Annotated in this window: 17 protein-coding genes; 4 read left to right on the forward strand and 13 right to left on the reverse strand. The window is 42.5% G+C overall.

From position 1 onward, the window contains the following. Positions 1-270 precede the first annotated feature (270 nt). The 3 genes from OZ660_RS10130 to OZ660_RS10140 all read right to left on the reverse strand — a co-directional run bounded on the left by OZ660_RS10130 (position 271) and on the right by OZ660_RS10140 (position 3,382). Positions 271-1,209 carry an alpha/beta hydrolase gene (locus OZ660_RS10130; RefSeq protein WP_274743411.1) on the reverse strand — a complete coding sequence of 313 codons (939 nt, stop codon included), beginning with the start codon at positions 1,207-1,209 and terminating at the stop codon, positions 271-273. A gap of 47 nt (positions 1,210-1,256) precedes the next feature. After that, the gene (locus OZ660_RS10135) at positions 1,257-2,174 is read right to left on the reverse strand and encodes an alpha/beta hydrolase (RefSeq protein ID WP_274743412.1); all 918 of its coding nucleotides are present in this window, start codon (positions 2,172-2,174) and stop codon (positions 1,257-1,259) included. 365 nt (positions 2,175-2,539) lie between these two features. After that, complete coding sequence (locus OZ660_RS10140; RefSeq protein WP_274743413.1) at positions 2,540-3,382, reverse strand: DUF6279 family lipoprotein; 843 nt, start codon at positions 3,380-3,382, stop codon at positions 2,540-2,542. Between the two features lie 213 nt (positions 3,383-3,595). Here OZ660_RS10140 and OZ660_RS10145 point away from each other — a divergent pair, with 213 nt between their 5' ends. After that, positions 3,596-4,591, forward strand: a complete 996-nt coding sequence (locus tag OZ660_RS10145; protein WP_202261491.1) for an ATP-dependent 6-phosphofructokinase — start codon at positions 3,596-3,598, stop codon at positions 4,589-4,591. Between the two features lie 88 nt (positions 4,592-4,679). Here the strand turns inward: OZ660_RS10145 and OZ660_RS10150 are convergent, their stop codons facing one another. The 5 genes from OZ660_RS10150 to OZ660_RS10170 form a co-directional block, all read right to left on the reverse strand. Then, positions 4,680-5,315, reverse strand: a complete 636-nt coding sequence (locus OZ660_RS10150) for a DUF2799 domain-containing protein (protein WP_274743414.1) — start codon at positions 5,313-5,315, stop codon at positions 4,680-4,682. A 180-nt stretch (positions 5,316-5,495) separates the two neighbouring features. Beyond that, positions 5,496-6,323, reverse strand: coding sequence for a LytR/AlgR family response regulator transcription factor (locus OZ660_RS10155; RefSeq protein ID WP_159624409.1), 828 nt, complete (start codon positions 6,321-6,323; stop codon positions 5,496-5,498). Between the two features lies 1 nt (position 6,324). After that, entirely contained in the window at positions 6,325-7,398 is a 1,074-nt protein-coding gene (locus OZ660_RS10160; RefSeq protein ID WP_274743415.1) for a sensor histidine kinase, read from the reverse strand. Positions 7,399-7,546: 148 nt separating this feature from the next. Next, positions 7,547-8,008 carry an Mpo1 family 2-hydroxy fatty acid dioxygenase gene (locus OZ660_RS10165; RefSeq protein ID WP_202261495.1) on the reverse strand — a complete coding sequence of 154 codons (462 nt, stop codon included), beginning with the start codon at positions 8,006-8,008 and terminating at the stop codon, positions 7,547-7,549. Between the two features lie 88 nt (positions 8,009-8,096). Beyond that, positions 8,097-8,780: a PilZ domain-containing protein gene (locus OZ660_RS10170; protein ID WP_202261497.1), complete on the reverse strand. Its 684-nt coding sequence runs from the start codon at positions 8,778-8,780 to the stop codon at positions 8,097-8,099. Between the two features lie 177 nt (positions 8,781-8,957). On the opposite strand from OZ660_RS10170, the gene OZ660_RS10175 reads away from it, so the two are divergent. Next, positions 8,958-10,763, forward strand: coding sequence for a M61 family metallopeptidase (locus OZ660_RS10175; RefSeq protein WP_274743416.1), 1,806 nt, complete (start codon positions 8,958-8,960; stop codon positions 10,761-10,763). A 90-nt stretch (positions 10,764-10,853) separates the two neighbouring features. Here the strand turns inward: OZ660_RS10175 and OZ660_RS10180 are convergent, their stop codons facing one another. From OZ660_RS10180 to yejK, 3 genes are all read right to left on the reverse strand, one after another. Further along, complete coding sequence (locus tag OZ660_RS10180; protein WP_274740800.1) at positions 10,854-11,756, reverse strand: M23 family metallopeptidase; 903 nt, start codon at positions 11,754-11,756, stop codon at positions 10,854-10,856. 32 nt (positions 11,757-11,788) lie between these two features. Beyond that, a complete protein-coding gene (locus OZ660_RS10185; RefSeq protein WP_159624398.1) occupies positions 11,789-12,664 on the reverse strand; it encodes a 6-carboxytetrahydropterin synthase in 876 nt (291 codons plus the stop codon). A gap of 65 nt (positions 12,665-12,729) precedes the next feature. Next, on the reverse strand, positions 12,730-13,836 hold the full coding sequence (gene yejK, locus OZ660_RS10190) for a nucleoid-associated protein YejK (protein WP_226434337.1): 1,107 nt from the start codon (positions 13,834-13,836) through the stop codon (positions 12,730-12,732). Positions 13,837-13,995: 159 nt separating this feature from the next. Between yejK and OZ660_RS10195 the strand changes: the two genes are divergently transcribed. Beyond that, positions 13,996-14,214 (forward strand): DUF1414 domain-containing protein, encoded by a 219-nt coding sequence (locus OZ660_RS10195; protein WP_202261501.1) that lies wholly within the window; start codon positions 13,996-13,998, stop codon positions 14,212-14,214. 9 nt (positions 14,215-14,223) lie between these two features. After that, positions 14,224-15,741 carry a DUF3413 domain-containing protein gene (locus tag OZ660_RS10200; RefSeq protein ID WP_202261502.1) on the forward strand — a complete coding sequence of 506 codons (1,518 nt, stop codon included), beginning with the start codon at positions 14,224-14,226 and terminating at the stop codon, positions 15,739-15,741. 67 nt (positions 15,742-15,808) lie between these two features. Here the strand turns inward: OZ660_RS10200 and OZ660_RS10205 are convergent, their stop codons facing one another. Together OZ660_RS10205 and OZ660_RS10210 are read right to left on the reverse strand one after the other, a co-directional pair. After that, positions 15,809-16,372, reverse strand: a complete 564-nt coding sequence (locus OZ660_RS10205) for a D-glycero-alpha-D-manno-heptose-1,7-bisphosphate 7-phosphatase (protein ID WP_274740801.1) — start codon at positions 16,370-16,372, stop codon at positions 15,809-15,811. Further along, on the reverse strand, positions 16,369-17,202 hold the full coding sequence (locus tag OZ660_RS10210; RefSeq protein WP_342455318.1) for a putative RNA methyltransferase: 834 nt from the start codon (positions 17,200-17,202) through the stop codon (positions 16,369-16,371). Before OZ660_RS10210 ends, OZ660_RS10205 begins: the two co-directional genes overlap by 4 nt. Positions 17,203-17,302: the final 100 nt, after the last annotated feature.

Here is a 17,302-nt window from a genome sequence, read left to right on the forward strand (position 1 = left end):
CTGATATTTTTGAACATACTTTATATGCATTTGCTTTAAGACACGCTGTTTTCAACTTTGTTTTTTTATCACCTAGTACGTAAAAGTAACGAGTTAGTTAGTTTCACCGACGATTCAAACTTGTAGGTAAATTGTTTAACACACATACTATTAAATACTAGGACCTGTTTATTAGTGAATGTACTGTCTTAGCAATTTGTCAAAATAGGTGGTGCCGGGCTGTAAAGCTATTATGGTGAACCTAAGCACACTTAGGTTCACTGACGCTCCTTAAACGTGCTTTTCTAAAAATGGTAAAATTTGTTCCATCGCCAGAGAAACGGGCTGGTTTCTGTCGTATAAATCATAATGAGAAATATCATCTAATTCAACGAGTTGACGGTCTTTACTGGCTATTGCTTTACCATAGATTTCCAAACCATCCCGATACGCACCAAAGGCGCCAACCTTCTTTCCGACTACGGTCATAACTGGTTGTGTCAATAGCGTTTCGGCAAAAGCAAACGCATCCCAACTAAGTATTCGTTGCGCATTTGAGAATACCATCTTGGTAGCTCCACCTTCGCTTTGCCCCCTCGATGTCTTGTAGTATTCAGTCGCTTCATAAACGTCTCTCTCTGTCAGCCCCAATTCAGTCGCTGTAGCAAGAGATGGTGGCAATAGTTCATTAACCTGTAATGCTTTGCCCCTAGCTTCTTTTGTACGCTGTTCAGCCATAGAACTTAATACGCCTAAAGGATTATATTCACTGAAACCTTCCCGAAACAGCCGCCCCAGATTAACAGGCGTGATGCCCACAACCGCCTGTAAACGTTTTTCGGTTAATGCTGCGCTAATTACGTAAGCACCGCCTCCGCAAACACCTATACCAGCTATTCGGTTTGAATCCACATAAGGAAGCGATACAGCATAATCGATAGCCCGGCTGATATCTTCCACTCGTTGCGAAGGGTCTTCGATGTATCTCGGAGTACCACCAGATTCCCCCTGAAAACTCGCGTCAAAAGCTATAACGACGTACCCCGCTTTTACTAGTGCTTTGCCGTAGATGGTGCCAGAAGTTTGCTCTTTACAACTACCAAACGGATGCACGCTGATTACCGTCGGATAAGATGAGTTTTGGTCAAAGTCATCCGGATATAGAACCAACGCGGCCATTGGCCAATTCATGTTATGATTTTGAAACGTTACGTTGTGACTGTTCATCATATTTCTCCGCTTATAAGAGGCAACGAGTGCCTCCTATAAGCTAAAAATTAACCTAAGGTACGGGTGAAGAAAGGTGCTAGTGCACTGATAGCACTCTCCATTTCGTCTTGACCATCGTACAAGTCCATGTGGTTTGCACCGTCAACGATATGCATTGTTTTGTCTGTTGATGCCGCACGCTCCATTAGATTATCACTCATCCATTTACTACCGGCATCGGAACCAACAACGGTTAATAACGGCTGAGTTAGAAATGCTTCTGCTTTAAAGAAAGCATCGTAACTGATCAGTTGCGTTAGACTTCGGGCTGTACCATGACCAGGCGCAGTGCAATAGGCCGCTCGGTCGGTGTGGTAATACTCCCATGCCTGACGGAGTTCCTCGTTTGGCGCATCTTCCTCTTTCAGCGGAGCCATTGGCATGGTGGCGGTATCATTACCACTTGCGTCTGACGTTCTTGAGTCAGAACCGGCCTGTAAATATGGCAATGCATCACTGTCTTTCACGTTGTTGTCCCAACCGTTTCTGAACATTTGGCCAATATTTACCATGCTAACTGTGCCGATGGCTTTTATACGTCTATCATTGATTGCTGCATTAGCGGTATAGCCCGCACCAGCACAAATGCCCATAGCACCGATGCGGTTGTTGTCCACATAGGGCAATGTCGTTAAATAATCAATTGCTGCACTCACGTCTTCGGTACGTACATGAGGGTTTTCTAGTTGACGCGGTATGCCTCCACTCTCACCTTGGTAAGAGGCATCATATGCAAGTGCGATGAAGCCATTTTCAGCTATTTTTTCTGCATAAGTACCTGCAGTTTGCTCTTTTACACCACCCCCTGGGTGTGAAACAACAACTGCTGGATAAGTCTGAGACTCATCAAAGTCTTTCGGAAAAAAGACCATTCCAGCCATCGTTATATCAAGACCATTTGTATTCGGGAAGTTGACTTTTTTCATGTTAAACGCTCCTTAACTAAAAACACCTGTTGATGCTGAACCGACTTATTGTTCCATCAGCATTTGCTACAGGATTAAGTTTAGTAAGTGAGCGATAAGAATGTTTGCCTAAAACAACGAACTGATTGCCTGAAATGTCATTTCGACGTTGTGTATAAAACCTTAACTTTCATGTGAGAGAACATAGAATTAACCAAACTAACAGTCCAATCGGGATAAGCCTCTTGCCTATTCCGCACTTTTAGTGTGTGTGAGTTCAAGGTACGGCTATAGGCAATATTCCTTACATTAAAGCCAGTTCACAACGAAAGGGTCTGAAAAATCTAGCTAACAAAGTTCACTCGAATTTATGCAGACCCACTACACTACCGCTGAAATTTAGCCACAGTATCGATTAACTCGTCTAATTCATTAACTAGCTTTTCTTTTTGTTTTGCACTTAATGTCGTAAAGAGTTCAGCCATCATTGTTGCTGTTAGCTTGGTATTATGCGCACTTGCTTGTTTAAACGCGTCACTGCGATATTGCTCTGGATTTTGCATCAGGGTTGTTAAGTCATTTGCAAAGTTGGTATTTGTGCTTCTGGTTACAAAAATACGCCTTGCAGCATTTTGAATGTCTCTTTGGTATTTCAGCCACTCTTCAGATGTAGAGACAAACTGCTGCGCATAACTGGCTATTATCTGTTTTTGGGGTTGTGATAGCTTGCCAATTCGCTCTTCTACGCTTTCTTCCATGCGCTCTATGCGTGACTCAAGGCGCTTGGCTGCACTCTCCTCTAACTTCTCTTTACGCTCTTTTTCTTCTTCTTTGTTATCTTTTTCAAGTGCCGCAAACAACTGTACGACTTGATCATCACTTAACTCTTTTGCAAGTATTGCAAGTTGAGGACTAATTTCATCTCTCACTCTCTCCCAGTGAGCCTTAGCCATATCAATGTGCGCGTAGATTGTGTCGTAATCCATCTCATTGTTAATCACTTGCGATTTGACTTGCTGTAGGTGCGCTTTGTAGCGAGTTAATTCTGATTGCTTATGCCAACTAAGCCACTTCTGTAAATAGCTATCAAATTGCTCTTCTTGCTTATTATTTAGTTCAATATAGTCATCAAGATACCAGTACACCCACCAATCTAAATTATCGTAGGCAAACTTTGAGCTACATGCAGAAATTAGTGATACAAAAACAACGACAACAAACAAACGCATAACGCTTTTCCTTAAACGGTTGGTTATCCAACTGTGATGTGGGTCAACATCTAACACCCTGTAATGAGTTAGCATGTAGACAACAAAATTTCCAAAAGTGCCAAAAAAGTTTTATTTAGTAACACTTTACCTTAATGGTGGCATGATCTACTTTACTACTACGTACTAACATTAGATTACGAGCTACTTACGTCTTTTTAGAAGGATTTATTTGTGTCAAAACGTGTCGCGATACTCACTTCAGGTGGTGATGCACCCGGTATGAATGCTTGCTTGCGTGCTGCAATTATTAAGTGCAAATGTGAAGGTTACGAACTACTGGGATACAAACACGGCTACAATGGATTGCTTGAGCAAGAGTTTATTTCGCTTAGCTTCGACACAACCCATAACCTTATTCAACAAGGTGGCACCATTTTGCGCAGCGCTCGCTGTAAATCATTCAAGACTGACGCTGGTGCAAAGCAAGCCGCGAACAATCTAAGGAAGGCAAAAGTAGACACCCTTGTTGTAATTGGTGGCGATGGTTCGTTTAAAGGCGCGGCTCACCTCAGCCAGTTTTGGGACGGACAAATTATTGGGATCCCAGGCACAATTGACAATGATATAGCAGGTACAGACGCCACTATTGGCTATTACACCGCTATCGATACCGCAATGAGTTCTATCGATAAAGTACGCGATACCGCAGATGCATTTGAACGGATATTTTTAGTGGAAGTTATGGGTCGACATGCGGGTTTTTTAGCGTTAAATGCAGCGATAGCCTCGGCTGCTGACTATGTCATTGTGCCAGAGTTTTTTAAAACCACAGATGATGAGCTTAATAGGATAGTAAAACAGATTAAAGCACGCCGCGAACAACAAGGCGCTCTAAGTTTCATTATTGTGGTTGCCGAAAACGTTTGGCCAGAAGGGCTTTTGGGGCTAAGCAATGCGCTTAACAATAAAGGAATTGATGATGTTAGGCCAGTGACCTTGGGGCACGTACAGCGCGGCGGCTCACCCGTTAGCCAAGACAGGCTGCTAGCAACAACCCTCGGTGAGTTTGCTATTAGTTTAGTGGGAACTAATCACACCAACATTATGGTAGGGGAAGTTAACCAACGACCTGTCATTGTGCCATTAGAAGAAACTTGGAAACACGCTAAGCCTTTAAACGACGCTCAAATTTGTGCAATGAAGTCATTAATGAACGAACGATATTAATCGAACATTTAATCGCAAGCACTCGTTAAGCGTTTAGCTGCCCGCTAGTGCTTGCGATTCACGACTATTACAGCTTCCCTATCGAGCGCTATTTAAGTCCAGAAAGGCCATAGTAATTAAGGAGCTGCCTTAGCTCGATATCCTTTTCATCTAAGTGTTCTAATAGCAAAGCATGCTCAGCATATAGCGCGTCAATCTCTAATTGCAGTGCTCTATTGTCGTCCAATAACTGTCTACGTGTTTCTTGAGTTGTGGCATCAGACACAATAGCCGCTTCATTTTCTGCGATTTGTTGCTGTAATTCTTCTACTGTGTATTCGACATCATGTAGCGCTTGCTCTACAGCTTCTACTGCCAACTTCGCCGCGTAAACTTGCTCACCTTGACCAAAGGCAACAGCAAACGCTTCATAAGTGTCAGTTGCACAACCTTGGGGAAACTGACTACCATCGGCCGCCATACGCAGCGCCCTATCAGGCGTACAAAAACTATCGGTTCCTCTGTTATGGCCCTGGCTATATTGGTTAAAATCAGGCGTTACACCATGTTTTGCACACGCCTTTCTGTGTTTTGAAAGATAATTTTCGGAGCGCCCTTTCGAGCCATCTTCAAAACCTATTGAGTACCAGTCAGCCGTCATGCACTCGTCCTTATCAAGGGTAGCACACGACGATAACGCTAAAACGCCAAGCAATAAGCCCGATACCGCAGCCATATTTTTCATTAGCAATCTCCATTTATTATTCTGTAGTCCATTACACTACTATTTTGAGTACAACGGCTTAGTCGTTTAAGTATAAAACAAAGGAATTTAGAGTACTATCAACCCATAAGGCTAATTTTATGCAAAAAAAAACGTACTTTTGAGAAGTACGCTTTTGATATTATCAGCTTTAGATAACCGCTACATTTTCATTGCAGCTTTAACTTTATCTCTGTGACTACGACTTACTTTAAGCTCAGTATCGTTTTGTAAGATTAGGTGATACTCACCGCTAATATGACTCACTAACTTCTTCACGAAGCGTATATTGGCAATGGCCGAGCGATGCACACGCACGAAAAACTGCGGGTTGAGTTCTTGTTCCAACTCTTTCATCGTTTTGCGCATAATATGCATGCCATCAAGCGCATGAACACACATATAGTCACCTGCGGCATCAATCCATTGAATATCTTGTACGTTTACCCGTGTTACCTCTGAACCATCCTTAATGGCTAATACGTCTGGATATGGGTTAGTTTCTACTGGCTCGCCATTGGCAAGCTTTCGAAGAATTTCCTCACAGTCGTCACCGGTTAATTCAGCCACCAAGCTGACCAGTTTCTGTGATTGTTCATCTTGATGCTGCGTTGAGAAATATTCACGTACTTTATCCAGTGCAGCGCCTAAACGCTCATCATCAGCGGGTTTAAGTAAGTAATCTAACGCATGTATATCAAATGCTTTAATTGCGTAGCTGTCATAAGCCGTGACAAAAACAATCATTGGAATAGGTTGTTTTAACTCACGTAACTTATGAATTACTTGGAAGCCATTGAGCCCTGGCATTTGAATATCCAAAAATACTAAGTCTGGTCTGTGTTGAGAGATACTGCTAACGGCTTCTAAACCATTTTGACATTCAGCAAGCACCTGTACATCGTCATGACGTTCCAATCTAGCGCGCAAACCTCTGCGTGCTAAAGGCTCATCATCCACTACAATGGTTTTTATTACTCGCTTTGTCATGTTATACGTCCTTTACTTCGTATGGTATGCGTATTCTTACACGTACACCAGACGGCTGATTGTGTTCAATTGAAAATGCGAAATTTCGGTGATACAACGACTGCAGGCGCTCTTTAATGTTGGCAAGACCCACACCATTTTCACGGCTAAGCTGTCCATCTTTAATATCGGCGCCTGGACCATTATCAGCAACATCCATTAGTAAGTCATTGCCGAATGTACGCGCAGTAATTGAAATACGGCCGCCGTTTTCCATTTTTGAAATCGCGTGTTTTATCGCGTTCTCAATAATGGGTTGCAGTATCATGCTAGGAACTAATGCTCCGTCACACTGCTCGTCTATATCCCACACCACTTCTAAACGATCGTCAAAGCGCACTTTTTCGATTTCTAAGTATAGTCTAAGCGCTTTAATTTCTTGACCTAATGGCACGCGTTTTATGGGGTCATTATCCAATGAATAACGCAAGAAGTCGCTTAAACGGGAAACCATCGCTTCGGCAGTATCATTTTCCTTAAGTAATACCAACGTAGATATCGCGTTGAGCGTATTGAACAGGAAGTGAGGATTCAGCTGATAACGAAGCATTTTAATATGCGCCTGATGCGCCATGGTGCTGGCTTTAAGCGCATTTTGCTTCTCTTTTTGAAGCATTTGGAAGTTCTTGATGCCAAAGTATACACCACTCCAACATCCCACCATGATAAGTGAGTTGATAGTATTGGTAAAATACATGTACCACTCATCAGGGCGGTAGCCGTGTTTATAAATTTCCCAATAATTGATGTTCTTAACTACTGCCCAAAGTAAGGCAATTAAATAACATGAAATGATAACGATGATTATCATATTCAGTGGCGACTGCTTACGCGCCCAGCGATAAACGTACCGCAACGGAATGGTTAGCAACCACCCTGCATATGCATTGAGTAATATGATAAATACCCAAATAGGCCGAACGTCGTGAAGAAACGACCCGATATAATAAATGATCGCGAACCCTGCCCAGCCTGCACTGTGCAAAGTCCAAAACAAACGTTCATTACTTTCGATTACACGCTGAAAGCGACTCACAAAAATACCAATTTAGAAACTTATATAGATGATTATACGCAAGCAATGATATCCCCATAGCGCCTTGGTCGTGCATGCTATGCGACTGGTCGCAGGTAAATGACAATCTTTGTCATTTACCTGCGAGATATTACGAGGGCGTATTGACCTAGTAGCTAATATTTAGTCGCTTGAGCCAATGAACCCACCACCATGCAGGGCCGACTAACAGAAACCGTAAATCCTCAAAAAATGACGGTTTTTTCCCTTCTATCTTGTGACCGATGAATTGCAGAATCCACATTACAACAAATAAAGTCAAACAGAACTTCCACACCGAAATGTTTAGCCACACTAATAAGTTAACACCGCCAAAACAGGCAAGAGTTAATAGGGTCATGGCAGCGCCAATAGGACCAGACAGTGAAAAGTAATAATACAATACAGGTACTGCGAGAATGTGTGCCCATGTTACTGAAAACTGTGCAATAAAATCAGGTACCGGCACGCTCCACAAAAGGCCTAACGTGACGAAATAAATGCTTGGTACCGCGATAGCATGAATGAGTACATTTGTTTTATTTTGATGGCTTTCACCGTATTGCAGCAGTAGTCGTTCGATACTTCTCATAAATCACTCCCCATTTCTGTCTGTTTTTATTTTAAGTTACAGGGTGCTCGTGAATTAACACGAAGCAAAAAAGCAAATTCATCTGTGCTTAGCTTATTAACGTATGCCGTGAAAGTAACGTGTTCACAAGTTTTTCGTCACAATCAAAAGCAAGACCGTAGTACACGATATCTTTCTCAAGCTTATGATTTTTTACCTTAGCTTGTAGCGACACTTCTTCTGAGTCTAGTGCATAGTTAAGAAAAACCTTTGACTCATCTATCATGATTTCCCAGTTTGGCTTTACCTGAAGCGCAACTTTACAACCTTTAGGTGATATATCGACAATTATGCCCGACACAGTTTCATCATCAGGGTAAACCTCTGACTTTAATGATACGGAAATACCCAACTGCACCCTTTTCGCTGAGCGAAGGCCAATGCTTTCAATACGGCGAGGAAACGTCGTCACCAGCAGACCAGACGGCTTAGACATCAGTTTTAGTACTTTTACACGAAACGCAATCACCTGCCCGGTGTCACCTTCTAATACAGAGCGCACTACTACATCATTACCAACAGTCAGCGCATCTCGAACAGTGATCCACTTCGCAGAATTAGGAATGTGAAACAACAAACATTCGTCCACTAGCATGCCAACGTACTCTGTTTTTACTCGTTTCGGTGCAGCTGGCATGGCTATCTGCAAGTCAACTACATCACCCGGGTCAAGAGTTTTAAGGGATGCTAGACCTTCAGAACTTATCAGTTTACTTTGCATCTGCTCAGGCATTTTATGACTATTTTTCTTACGTTTATACGATATAACACCAATGTAACCTGTTTTACGGTGAGTGACAAAATGTTCATAGACCTAGGTTGATGTGCATCATGGTTAATTGATTTAAGACCGTGCTAATACATTGTATAGTATGGGTAATCAGTATTATCCACACGTAAAGGTTGTTTTATGGCCTCTTCAACATTGCATTACGCCCTCTCGCTTTCAAATTGGCGTGCCAATGAGTTTTCTGTAACGTTAAGCATTCCTGAGCATGACCACAAACTCATTACACTTTCCCTGCCTAGTTGGATACCAGGTAGTTATATGGTCCGTGATTTTGCAAAAAGCGTAGTAACAATTAATGCGACGAATGCAGACACGGCGCTCACTATAGATAAACAGGATAAGCAGACATGGCGAGTCCACACGCAAGGTAAGCCTTGCCAAATTTCCTACGTGATTCACGCAAATGATTTATCTATTCGCTCTGCGTTTATTAATGATGAATACGCATTCATAAATGGCACTAGTGCCTTTTTAAGTGTTGATGAATTACCTAATGCTCCATGCACTTTAAAGGTAATCGTGCCCAAGTGCGATGCTCACCTTGCAAACTGGAAAGCCTACACATCAATGCCGGTAAACGGTGCAATAAGCTCAGATGATGTCGCAACAACATGGTATTTTTGTGCAGAGAATTACTTAGAGTTTATCGACCATCCCATCTATGTTGGCGAAGCTGACACCTATACCTTCACGGTTGACGGTGTTGACTTTACCTTATTATTTTCTGGCCATAATAATATTGATTACGCGCGGATAGCGTGTGATCTCACGCCTATTTGTCGCCACCATCTTAATTTATTTGGTGAGCCACACCCCATAAAAGATTATTTGTTTATGACTTTGCTGGCAGATAATGGCTTTGGCGGACTTGAGCACAAATATTCTACAGCACTCCTTTATCCTCGTTTTGATTTACCTTTAATAGGCGAAAGTGAAACAAAAACGGATGGTTACATTACCTTTTTGAGCCTTTGCAGCCATGAATTTTTTCATACTTGGCATGTAAAGCGAATAAAACCAGAAGTTATGGTTACACCGGATTTATCGTGTGAAACCTATACCAATCAATTGTGGATATACGAAGGTTTTACCAGCTTTTACGACGATGTAACGCTTGCACGAACTGGTGTGATTAGCGAACAAAAATACCTCGATATTGTGGCTCAAAATGTCAGTCGCTTATTACAAAACGAAGGTAGACATAAGCAAAGTGCTGCAGAAAGTAGCTTTGACGCATGGACCAAGTTTTATAAACAAGATGCCAGTGCACCCAACAATATTGTAAGTTACTACACAAAAGGTGGCATTATCGCCCTTGGTTTAGACTTACTCCTTCGAAGTGAAAGTAACGGCACATATAACATCGACAGCCTGATGAAGCTGCTGTGGGAACACTACGGAAAAGGTGAAATTGGTACACCAGACGATGTAATACAAAAACTGTGTAGAACACATTTTGGTATAGATGTAAGTCACTATTTAGACGCGGTTGTTTACGGTACACAAGATGTGGCTTTACATGAAATTGTCACTCAAATGGGCGTGGAATATAAAACGCGAGCGCGAGTTTCTGGTGATGATAAAGGTGGATTAACAACACAAAAACCAATTCACCATCAATTAGGTGCCACACTAAAATCTGAACAACTTGGTTTAACGGTAATGCAAGTCTTCGAAGGCCTAGCCGCACAGCAGGCCGGCATCTTGGTGAATGATATTATCATTGCGGTTAACCAACATGTGGTAAACGCACAGAAGTTACAGAGGATTCTCGATACCACTAAAGATGATTGCGTGAATGTGACTGTAATACGCGACGGTAGATTATTAACACTAGACTTGCCAATTATACCTGCGCGTCAAGAAATGGCATATTTTGAAATTGTCGATAGTGAAAAGTTGGCACACTGGCTAGCTGTTAACTAGTTATCATCTGGCTTTTACGTTTTTCGTATTTTATTACGTAATTTTGCCAATTGGTGAAACGCCTTCTAGAACATAGCGCACCGTGTTGTACTAGTTTTCAGACGATTCCGGCGAACCTGCAACAACAGTTTGAGGGTCTAAGCGCACTTTGCCTAAGTTAATACGCCAATCTAAGTGCGGCCCAGTTGAACGGCCAGTTGAACCAATGGTTCCAATTTGTTCGCCCTGTTTAACCTTATCACCAACGCTTACGGTGATAGTGTCAAGATGAAGAAAGGTAGAAAACACCGTCATCCCATGATCTAAAATTAAGGTATTACCAGAGTAATAAAGATCATCTGCTAACGTCACAATACCATCAACGGGAGCATATACCGGTGTGCCGGTAGGCCCCGCAATATCAACGCCATAATGCGGCCATTTAGGAACGCCATTTAGTATTCGTTGACTGCCATAAACACCAGAGATAGGACCCGTGGCAGGCCATTCAAAACGCGTAAACAATGCATCAATGTCAGTATTAGAACTGCGGGCGTTAGCGACATTAATGTTGTCACGTTTAATGCGAGCGGTGACCTCAGCGGGCGGTGTCACCATTTTTTGTTCAAGACCATCAATACGTTGAATATTATATTCACGCTTTTGTAGTGTAAGTGTTCGTGTTATTGCCTCGCCAGTGGGTAATTCAACACGTAATTGCTGCGACAAGGGGGCCTCGCGCTCAAAGCCAATAGCAAACTTTCCAGCGCGGTTAGTTTCCACCTTTGCATCATTTAGAAATACCGTGGCACCAGCGGGAACCTGGCCGCGTACAAGTGCTCCCTGTGTTAGTTTACCATTGAGTACCAGTACGTCTTCTGCAGAACTTTCTATAGAGTCACTAGCAAATGCTGCTGGTACACCTACTGTAATTGCTGCAAAAGAACCTAAACCTAATGTGATTACCGCTGCACTTAACACATTTACAAGATTACGCTTAGCCAAGTTCAACATTACTTTGTCCTTACACTATCCGTTGCTACCGTTTAGCCTTTAACTGTCGCGCCTTTTCCTACACCTTCATAAGCGATAACTTGGCAGATACCATCAGGTGTGCGCTTTTTTTGCTCTTGCAACAGGTACTGAGCAAGACATTCTACCGTTGAATCAGTGTCAATCACTTCACAATCAGCTTTTGGCATAAGTAACTCAAAATAGCCTTGTGATGACTCATAGGCAAAGCAATAATAATCAGAAGGCGATGCAACTGTCCCTTGAAGCTGGCGCTTTTGATAGTCAATCTCATCTTCGCGCGTAGCTATGTAGATATCTTCCCACCGCTTTGCCCAGTATGCTTGGCTTTCCATGCACGGCTTACCATCGATAATAATATCAATTTTAGAACGGTGGCCGTGTGCGATGCGCTGGCAATTACCATCGTGCTTTTTAAGCCCGTGAGTATAATGGTAGAACGGCGTATTAATGACTTCTGCACGCAAATTCAACGTAATGTTGTCTACGTTTTCAGGTAAATGTGTAGCAAGTACCTCTTTTAGATACACGCCAACCGATTCCATGTCTATGACATCGCTATACACAAAAGCGTACGCCTCAGCCGGACAATGCAGCATAATGCTGCGCGCGTCTTCACAAGTAAATCTAACTTCAACTTGCTCGCTTACGTCATCGTGAATGACTTCTGCTCCACTGTATTCAGCAGGTACGAGAAGTTTGTGATCAACATATTCGTCTATTAACCGCTTTAGGTTTTTTTTGACGTGACCAAAGTCCTGAACCATGCTCTCTTCGTTGAGCTCACCGTCCAACACCACATCGACAATCCAGCTTTCACCTACCATGCCGCGCTTGGGGCACAGATAAGAGAAATCCATTACTGTCAGATCATTAACAAATAATTGCATAACACCCTTGGAACGAGTTTATATTCTGTTACTAGTATACTTTTTTTATTCACTGCGCGCAGTGATTAGTCCATAGAAGATTGACGATTCAACTGATCTTTTAAATTTGGCGGAATACCACGTATGGTTAAGGTATCCGTTGACGGATCGTAAAATACGCGTTCACCCATCAATTTTCGTTCAAAACTAATTGAAACACCGCCACCTTGCCCAGTAAATTTAGCTAATTGCTTAAGGGCCGCTGGATCTGGTTGAATCTCTTTTTCAAGCGGTACCTCTAATGACTGCGTAAATGAAGAGAAGTTCGCGCTGGTATCTTCATTACTGGGTAAACGATTGGCTAATTCATCAACAGAGAGGCTCTCGCCAGCATCAATTTTTTCTTTGAAGTAGGTTTTTACTTCTTCGCGATGCTGATGTTGCTCTTGAGGATCTAATGACTCACTGGCTAAATAAGCGTCTACCGTTGAAATAAGCTGTTTATTTTGCTGCTTAACATCAACTAACTCTTCGCAGCCCACAAACTGCATAAAGAAATCAGACACTTTTCTACCCATACGCCCCTTTATAAAGCTGACGTAGCGCTGTTGTTCTGGTTGAATTTCCCACTGCGTTAAATCAAAGCGTACGGCCAATTGCATTTTCGCTAGGTCCAAGTGCTCTCTTGCAGACAAGTCTAATGAATTGGTCACCTCAACGTGAGAACGTGTGTTAAGCAGTGTAATCATCAGATATTGTGTGGCTAAGTACTCGTACTGACAGAAAATGAGAAAGCCGGTTTCGACTGTCCCTGTATCCGCCAACGTTTTTACGAGGCGTTTGGTGGCCTCGACTGAAAATCCGTGAAAAGCGTCTTCGACATTATCGCCTGCCGCTTTGTGGATATCCATGTATTGCTTTAACGCAACAGCAAACTCAGATACATCCTGAGTGCTTTCTTGGGTTGTTTTTTCACCGTCGTCGTTTTCGACTTCGGTGGCACGCGTCACTTCAGTTATAAAATGACCTACCCCTTTACCTGGCTTTGTATTAAAGCTGTGATTAATTTGATGAGCAAGAAGCTCGATCTCAGGCGTAACGGCCAAGCATTTTTCGCGAGGAATAGCCTCTATTTTCTCTTCTTTGTTAACGATTAAACGATGAACAACGAAGTGATGAATCAGTGCACTCATAGATTATCGGGTGTCCTGTTGCTTAAAAAGTGTCAGAAATATCCAAAGATTTGCGGGATTTTAGAATGAATGATTGTACTCACTCAAACAACGATTATAATCATTTTACGAGTAAAACCATTCTTTTTATCAAAGAAATCATAAAAAAGAGGCGTAGCAATGCCCCAAACCAGCCGTTATAGCAACGACGAATTCGAAGCGCTAATGAACAAAGTTATTTTAACACTTGAAGAAGGTGGTGCAAATCGCGACCTTTCACTTATGGTGTTAGGTAATGTCATTACCCATATATTGAATACGCAAGTAAGCCCAGAGAACCGCGAGGCAATGGCCACACAGTTTGCCGATGTTTTGAAAAAAAGCGTCAAGAGCAACTAGGGGTTTCGCATGATACTTGCCGAATCACCTCGTCGCCAGCGTGTGACCAAACTCGTCAATTGGGGCCATTGGTTTGCTTTAGCCAATATCATAATTGCCATTGTGATAGCGTCAATTTTCGTCTTCTCGTCGCCTATGCCTGGTACGGGTGTCGGCACCCTTTACCTTTTAGCTAACTGGTTCGGTCATATCGGCTTTATGACCTTCTTTGGCTTTGTTATTTTTATATTGCCTTTATGCTATTTAGTCAGTAACCAAAGAGTCATAAAAGCAAGTGCCTCCATTATCGCTGCAGTAGGATTAGCATTGTTGGCGTTCGATGCCCTGTTGTTCAATCGCACAGGTTTTCACATCAGCTTTTATGCCGCTGACTTGCTTAAAAACCAAGCGCAATCCCAAATTGCAATGGAGAACTGGCAACAGTGGGCGTTTTTGTTCTTGCTATTCATAGTGTGGTTAGGTTTTCAGCTTGTGCTTGCCAATGCAATATGGAAGCGAGTAGAACGATTTTCACGCTATAAAATCGGCATACCGGTCACAACGTTCTTTGTAAGTTGTTTTGTAACCAGTCATGCTATTCATGTATGGGCAGATGCTAAGTTGTACCAGCCAATCATTAAACAAGACAACATGTTTCCATTGTCTTACCCTGCTACAGCAAAAACCACGATGTCTCGTTATGGGTTATTAGACTTAGCCGCCTACGAAGAGCGTAAGCAGCTTCAATTCAACCCAGACATTCACAGCATTACCTACCCTGCGGAACCTGTGTACTGTTCTATAGAAACCAGTAAGAATCTTACTGTGGTTGTGCAAACCGATAGTAGTCCATTACCCGAATTTGCAGATACGTCATTAAATGTTATTGGTGACTATTATTCAACGGCAAGTAGTATTGAGGGGCTGATTACGACCACGTTGTTCGGTGTACCTGAAATATACCAAGACGCGTTGTCTCAAAAACGCCCTGTTCTTTTAGCGTTGCCGCTTGGCTCAGGCATGCCTGTTTCTATTCACAGTGAAGTTGCATTGCCGCTTCCTCAACTGTCAGGCTATATACAACCGCTTACTAATAATCATCAGGGTTTACATATTGCATTTCTTAATGGCGATGACATCAATCGCTATGCGTCAGATGCACTATCTCGAGGGCACGACGTTATTGTAGCAACTGGGTTTTCAAGTGAATTTGGTAAAGGGCACCTTTTAAGTAATTTACCCTTAAAAGCGTCGCTTGCGAGCACTGAGGATTTAGCGCCAACAATTCTCAATGCCCTAGGTTGCTCAGCGCCAGCAACGTATTATTCAACTGGCCAAAATTTACTGTCACCTTCTCGTTCATGGCTGGTTAGTACATCTGGTGAGCGTATTGTTGTGTTCCACGACAACAAGCGCACTGATGTATTAAGTAACGGTAGTTATGAGATAAGCGATATGAGAACCGGCAAGAGAAGTAATGACGCATTAAATGTAGATTTACTCTCTCAAGCTATAAAACACCTATCTCGCTTTTCAAAACAGAACTAAAAAATAGGCGCCAACACCGGCGCCTTTTTTATTATCAATTTACGTTACGCGTAACGCGAGATTACTTTCACCTTCCTTCTTCTATATCACGTATTTCAACAAGTGTAGCCACTTGATTTACACTATGCTTTTCATCAAGTTCTTTTAACATTTCTTGAGTAATCGAGCCATTAGTTAGGTAAAAGCTGCGGCGCACACCTGCTGCATCTGCCGCCACAATGTCGCGCCAACTATCACCAATCATTACACTACGTGCCACGTCAATATTTAGCTCTTGCTGTGCCTTAATCAACATTCCTGGAGCTGGCTTTCTACAATCACACGGTCTGGCAAATTGAGCTACACTTCCCTGTTCGTGGTGTGGGCAATGATATACGCGCACTTGGTGTATGCCATGTTCGCTAAAATCTTGCTGCACACGCTCCATAAGCAAACAGAAATCTGATTCAGTGTAATAGCCCCGCGCTATACCACTTTGATTAGTGACAATAACAGGGACAAACCCGCTGTCTTGGTAGCGACGGATTAATGTGAAAATGCCATCTATGTATTGAAAATCTGCATAGTGTCCTACATAGCCGTGATCGACATTAATTACACCGTCACGGTCTAAAAAAAGGGCTTTGTTCATTCTGCTTTCTGCCACAGTTGAATATGAAAATCAGCAGTCACTACACTCAATAACTCTACAATCTCGTCAATCCGTCCCTGAGGTAATTTCCAATAGAAAGGGGTCATTTTGATTAGTGCTAGCGCGTGCGCTTTCGATGTAAGAGTGATAGGAAAAGTTAATCTCTCAGACAATACAGCGCGTAAGCCCTCCCTTTGCGTATCTTTTGATTCGTGCTTTTTTGGGTTATCGTAAATTTGTGACTTTATTTCATACAAATGATCAGCACTAGGGTCGACCGTAAGTAATAAACCATCAGATTTTAGTGCACGTACATATTCGCTGTTGCTTCCCGGAGCAAACACTTGGATCATGACATCTTGTGATGCATCCTCAAGCGGCAAATCAAAACTACTTGCTACAACAAATTGATGTGTCTTGAAGGCCTTTGAAGCTATCTCCACCGCAATTTTCGAAATATCACTACCCGCTCCACTACAGTTATAGCCTAACTGCTTTAGGCCGTTGACCACGGCATCAAGATAGCTTCCCTCGCCACATCCAGCATCGTAAACCGCAACAAGAGAAGCGGTATCATTTGAAGGTATTAGGTGCTGTGCTAGGCGTTGAACAAGCCTATCTTTAAGTGGTTTGTAGGCATTGAGTTCATGAAACTCACGGCGGGCTTTTACCATCGCTTTATCGTCACCAGGCACTTTCGACTTTTTGAACTGCACTGGTAGTAAGTTAACGTACCCGGATTTGGCCTTATCAAAACTGTGATTGTTTTCACATTTTATGGCCTTGCTATGCAAAGAGATAGCCGATTTACACAGTGGGCATAGCCACATAACAATGTCGTCTTTGGTTACCAAAATTTAAGTGTGAGTCTACCAAAAACAAAGCCCTAGTGACAGCTAGGGCTTTAGTCCTTATCTAACCGATAAAGAT

The sequence above is a fragment of the Alteromonas sp. 009811495 genome (assembly GCF_028865455.1).
Taxonomy (GTDB): Bacteria; Pseudomonadota; Gammaproteobacteria; order Enterobacterales; family Alteromonadaceae; genus Alteromonas.

Coding starts and splice junctions, on each gene's coding strand:
- OZ660_RS10200 (WP_202261502.1), top strand. CDS start 14,224: ATGATACTTGCCGAATCACCTCGTCGCCAGCGTGTGACCAAACTCGTC.
- OZ660_RS10205 (WP_274740801.1), bottom strand. CDS start 16,372: ATGAACAAAGCCCTTTTTTTAGACCGTGACGGTGTAATTAATGTCGAT.
- OZ660_RS10155 (WP_159624409.1), bottom strand. CDS start 6,323: ATGACAAAGCGAGTAATAAAAACCATTGTAGTGGATGATGAGCCTTTA.
- OZ660_RS10195 (WP_202261501.1), top strand. CDS start 13,996: ATGCCCCAAACCAGCCGTTATAGCAACGACGAATTCGAAGCGCTAATG.
- OZ660_RS10210 (WP_342455318.1), bottom strand. CDS start 17,202: ATGTGGCTATGCCCACTGTGTAAATCGGCTATCTCTTTGCATAGCAAG.
- OZ660_RS10185 (WP_159624398.1), bottom strand. CDS start 12,664: ATGCAATTATTTGTTAATGATCTGACAGTAATGGATTTCTCTTATCTG.
- OZ660_RS10165 (WP_202261495.1), bottom strand. CDS start 8,008: ATGAGAAGTATCGAACGACTACTGCTGCAATACGGTGAAAGCCATCAA.
- OZ660_RS10135 (WP_274743412.1), bottom strand. CDS start 2,174: ATGAAAAAAGTCAACTTCCCGAATACAAATGGTCTTGATATAACGATG.
- OZ660_RS10140 (WP_274743413.1), bottom strand. CDS start 3,382: ATGCGTTTGTTTGTTGTCGTTGTTTTTGTATCACTAATTTCTGCATGT.
- OZ660_RS10170 (WP_202261497.1), bottom strand. CDS start 8,780: ATGCCTGAGCAGATGCAAAGTAAACTGATAAGTTCTGAAGGTCTAGCA.
- OZ660_RS10130 (WP_274743411.1), bottom strand. CDS start 1,209: ATGATGAACAGTCACAACGTAACGTTTCAAAATCATAACATGAATTGG.
- OZ660_RS10150 (WP_274743414.1), bottom strand. CDS start 5,315: ATGAAAAATATGGCTGCGGTATCGGGCTTATTGCTTGGCGTTTTAGCG.
- yejK (WP_226434337.1), bottom strand. CDS start 13,836: ATGAGTGCACTGATTCATCACTTCGTTGTTCATCGTTTAATCGTTAAC.
- OZ660_RS10180 (WP_274740800.1), bottom strand. CDS start 11,756: ATGTTGAACTTGGCTAAGCGTAATCTTGTAAATGTGTTAAGTGCAGCG.
- OZ660_RS10175 (WP_274743416.1), top strand. CDS start 8,958: ATGGCCTCTTCAACATTGCATTACGCCCTCTCGCTTTCAAATTGGCGT.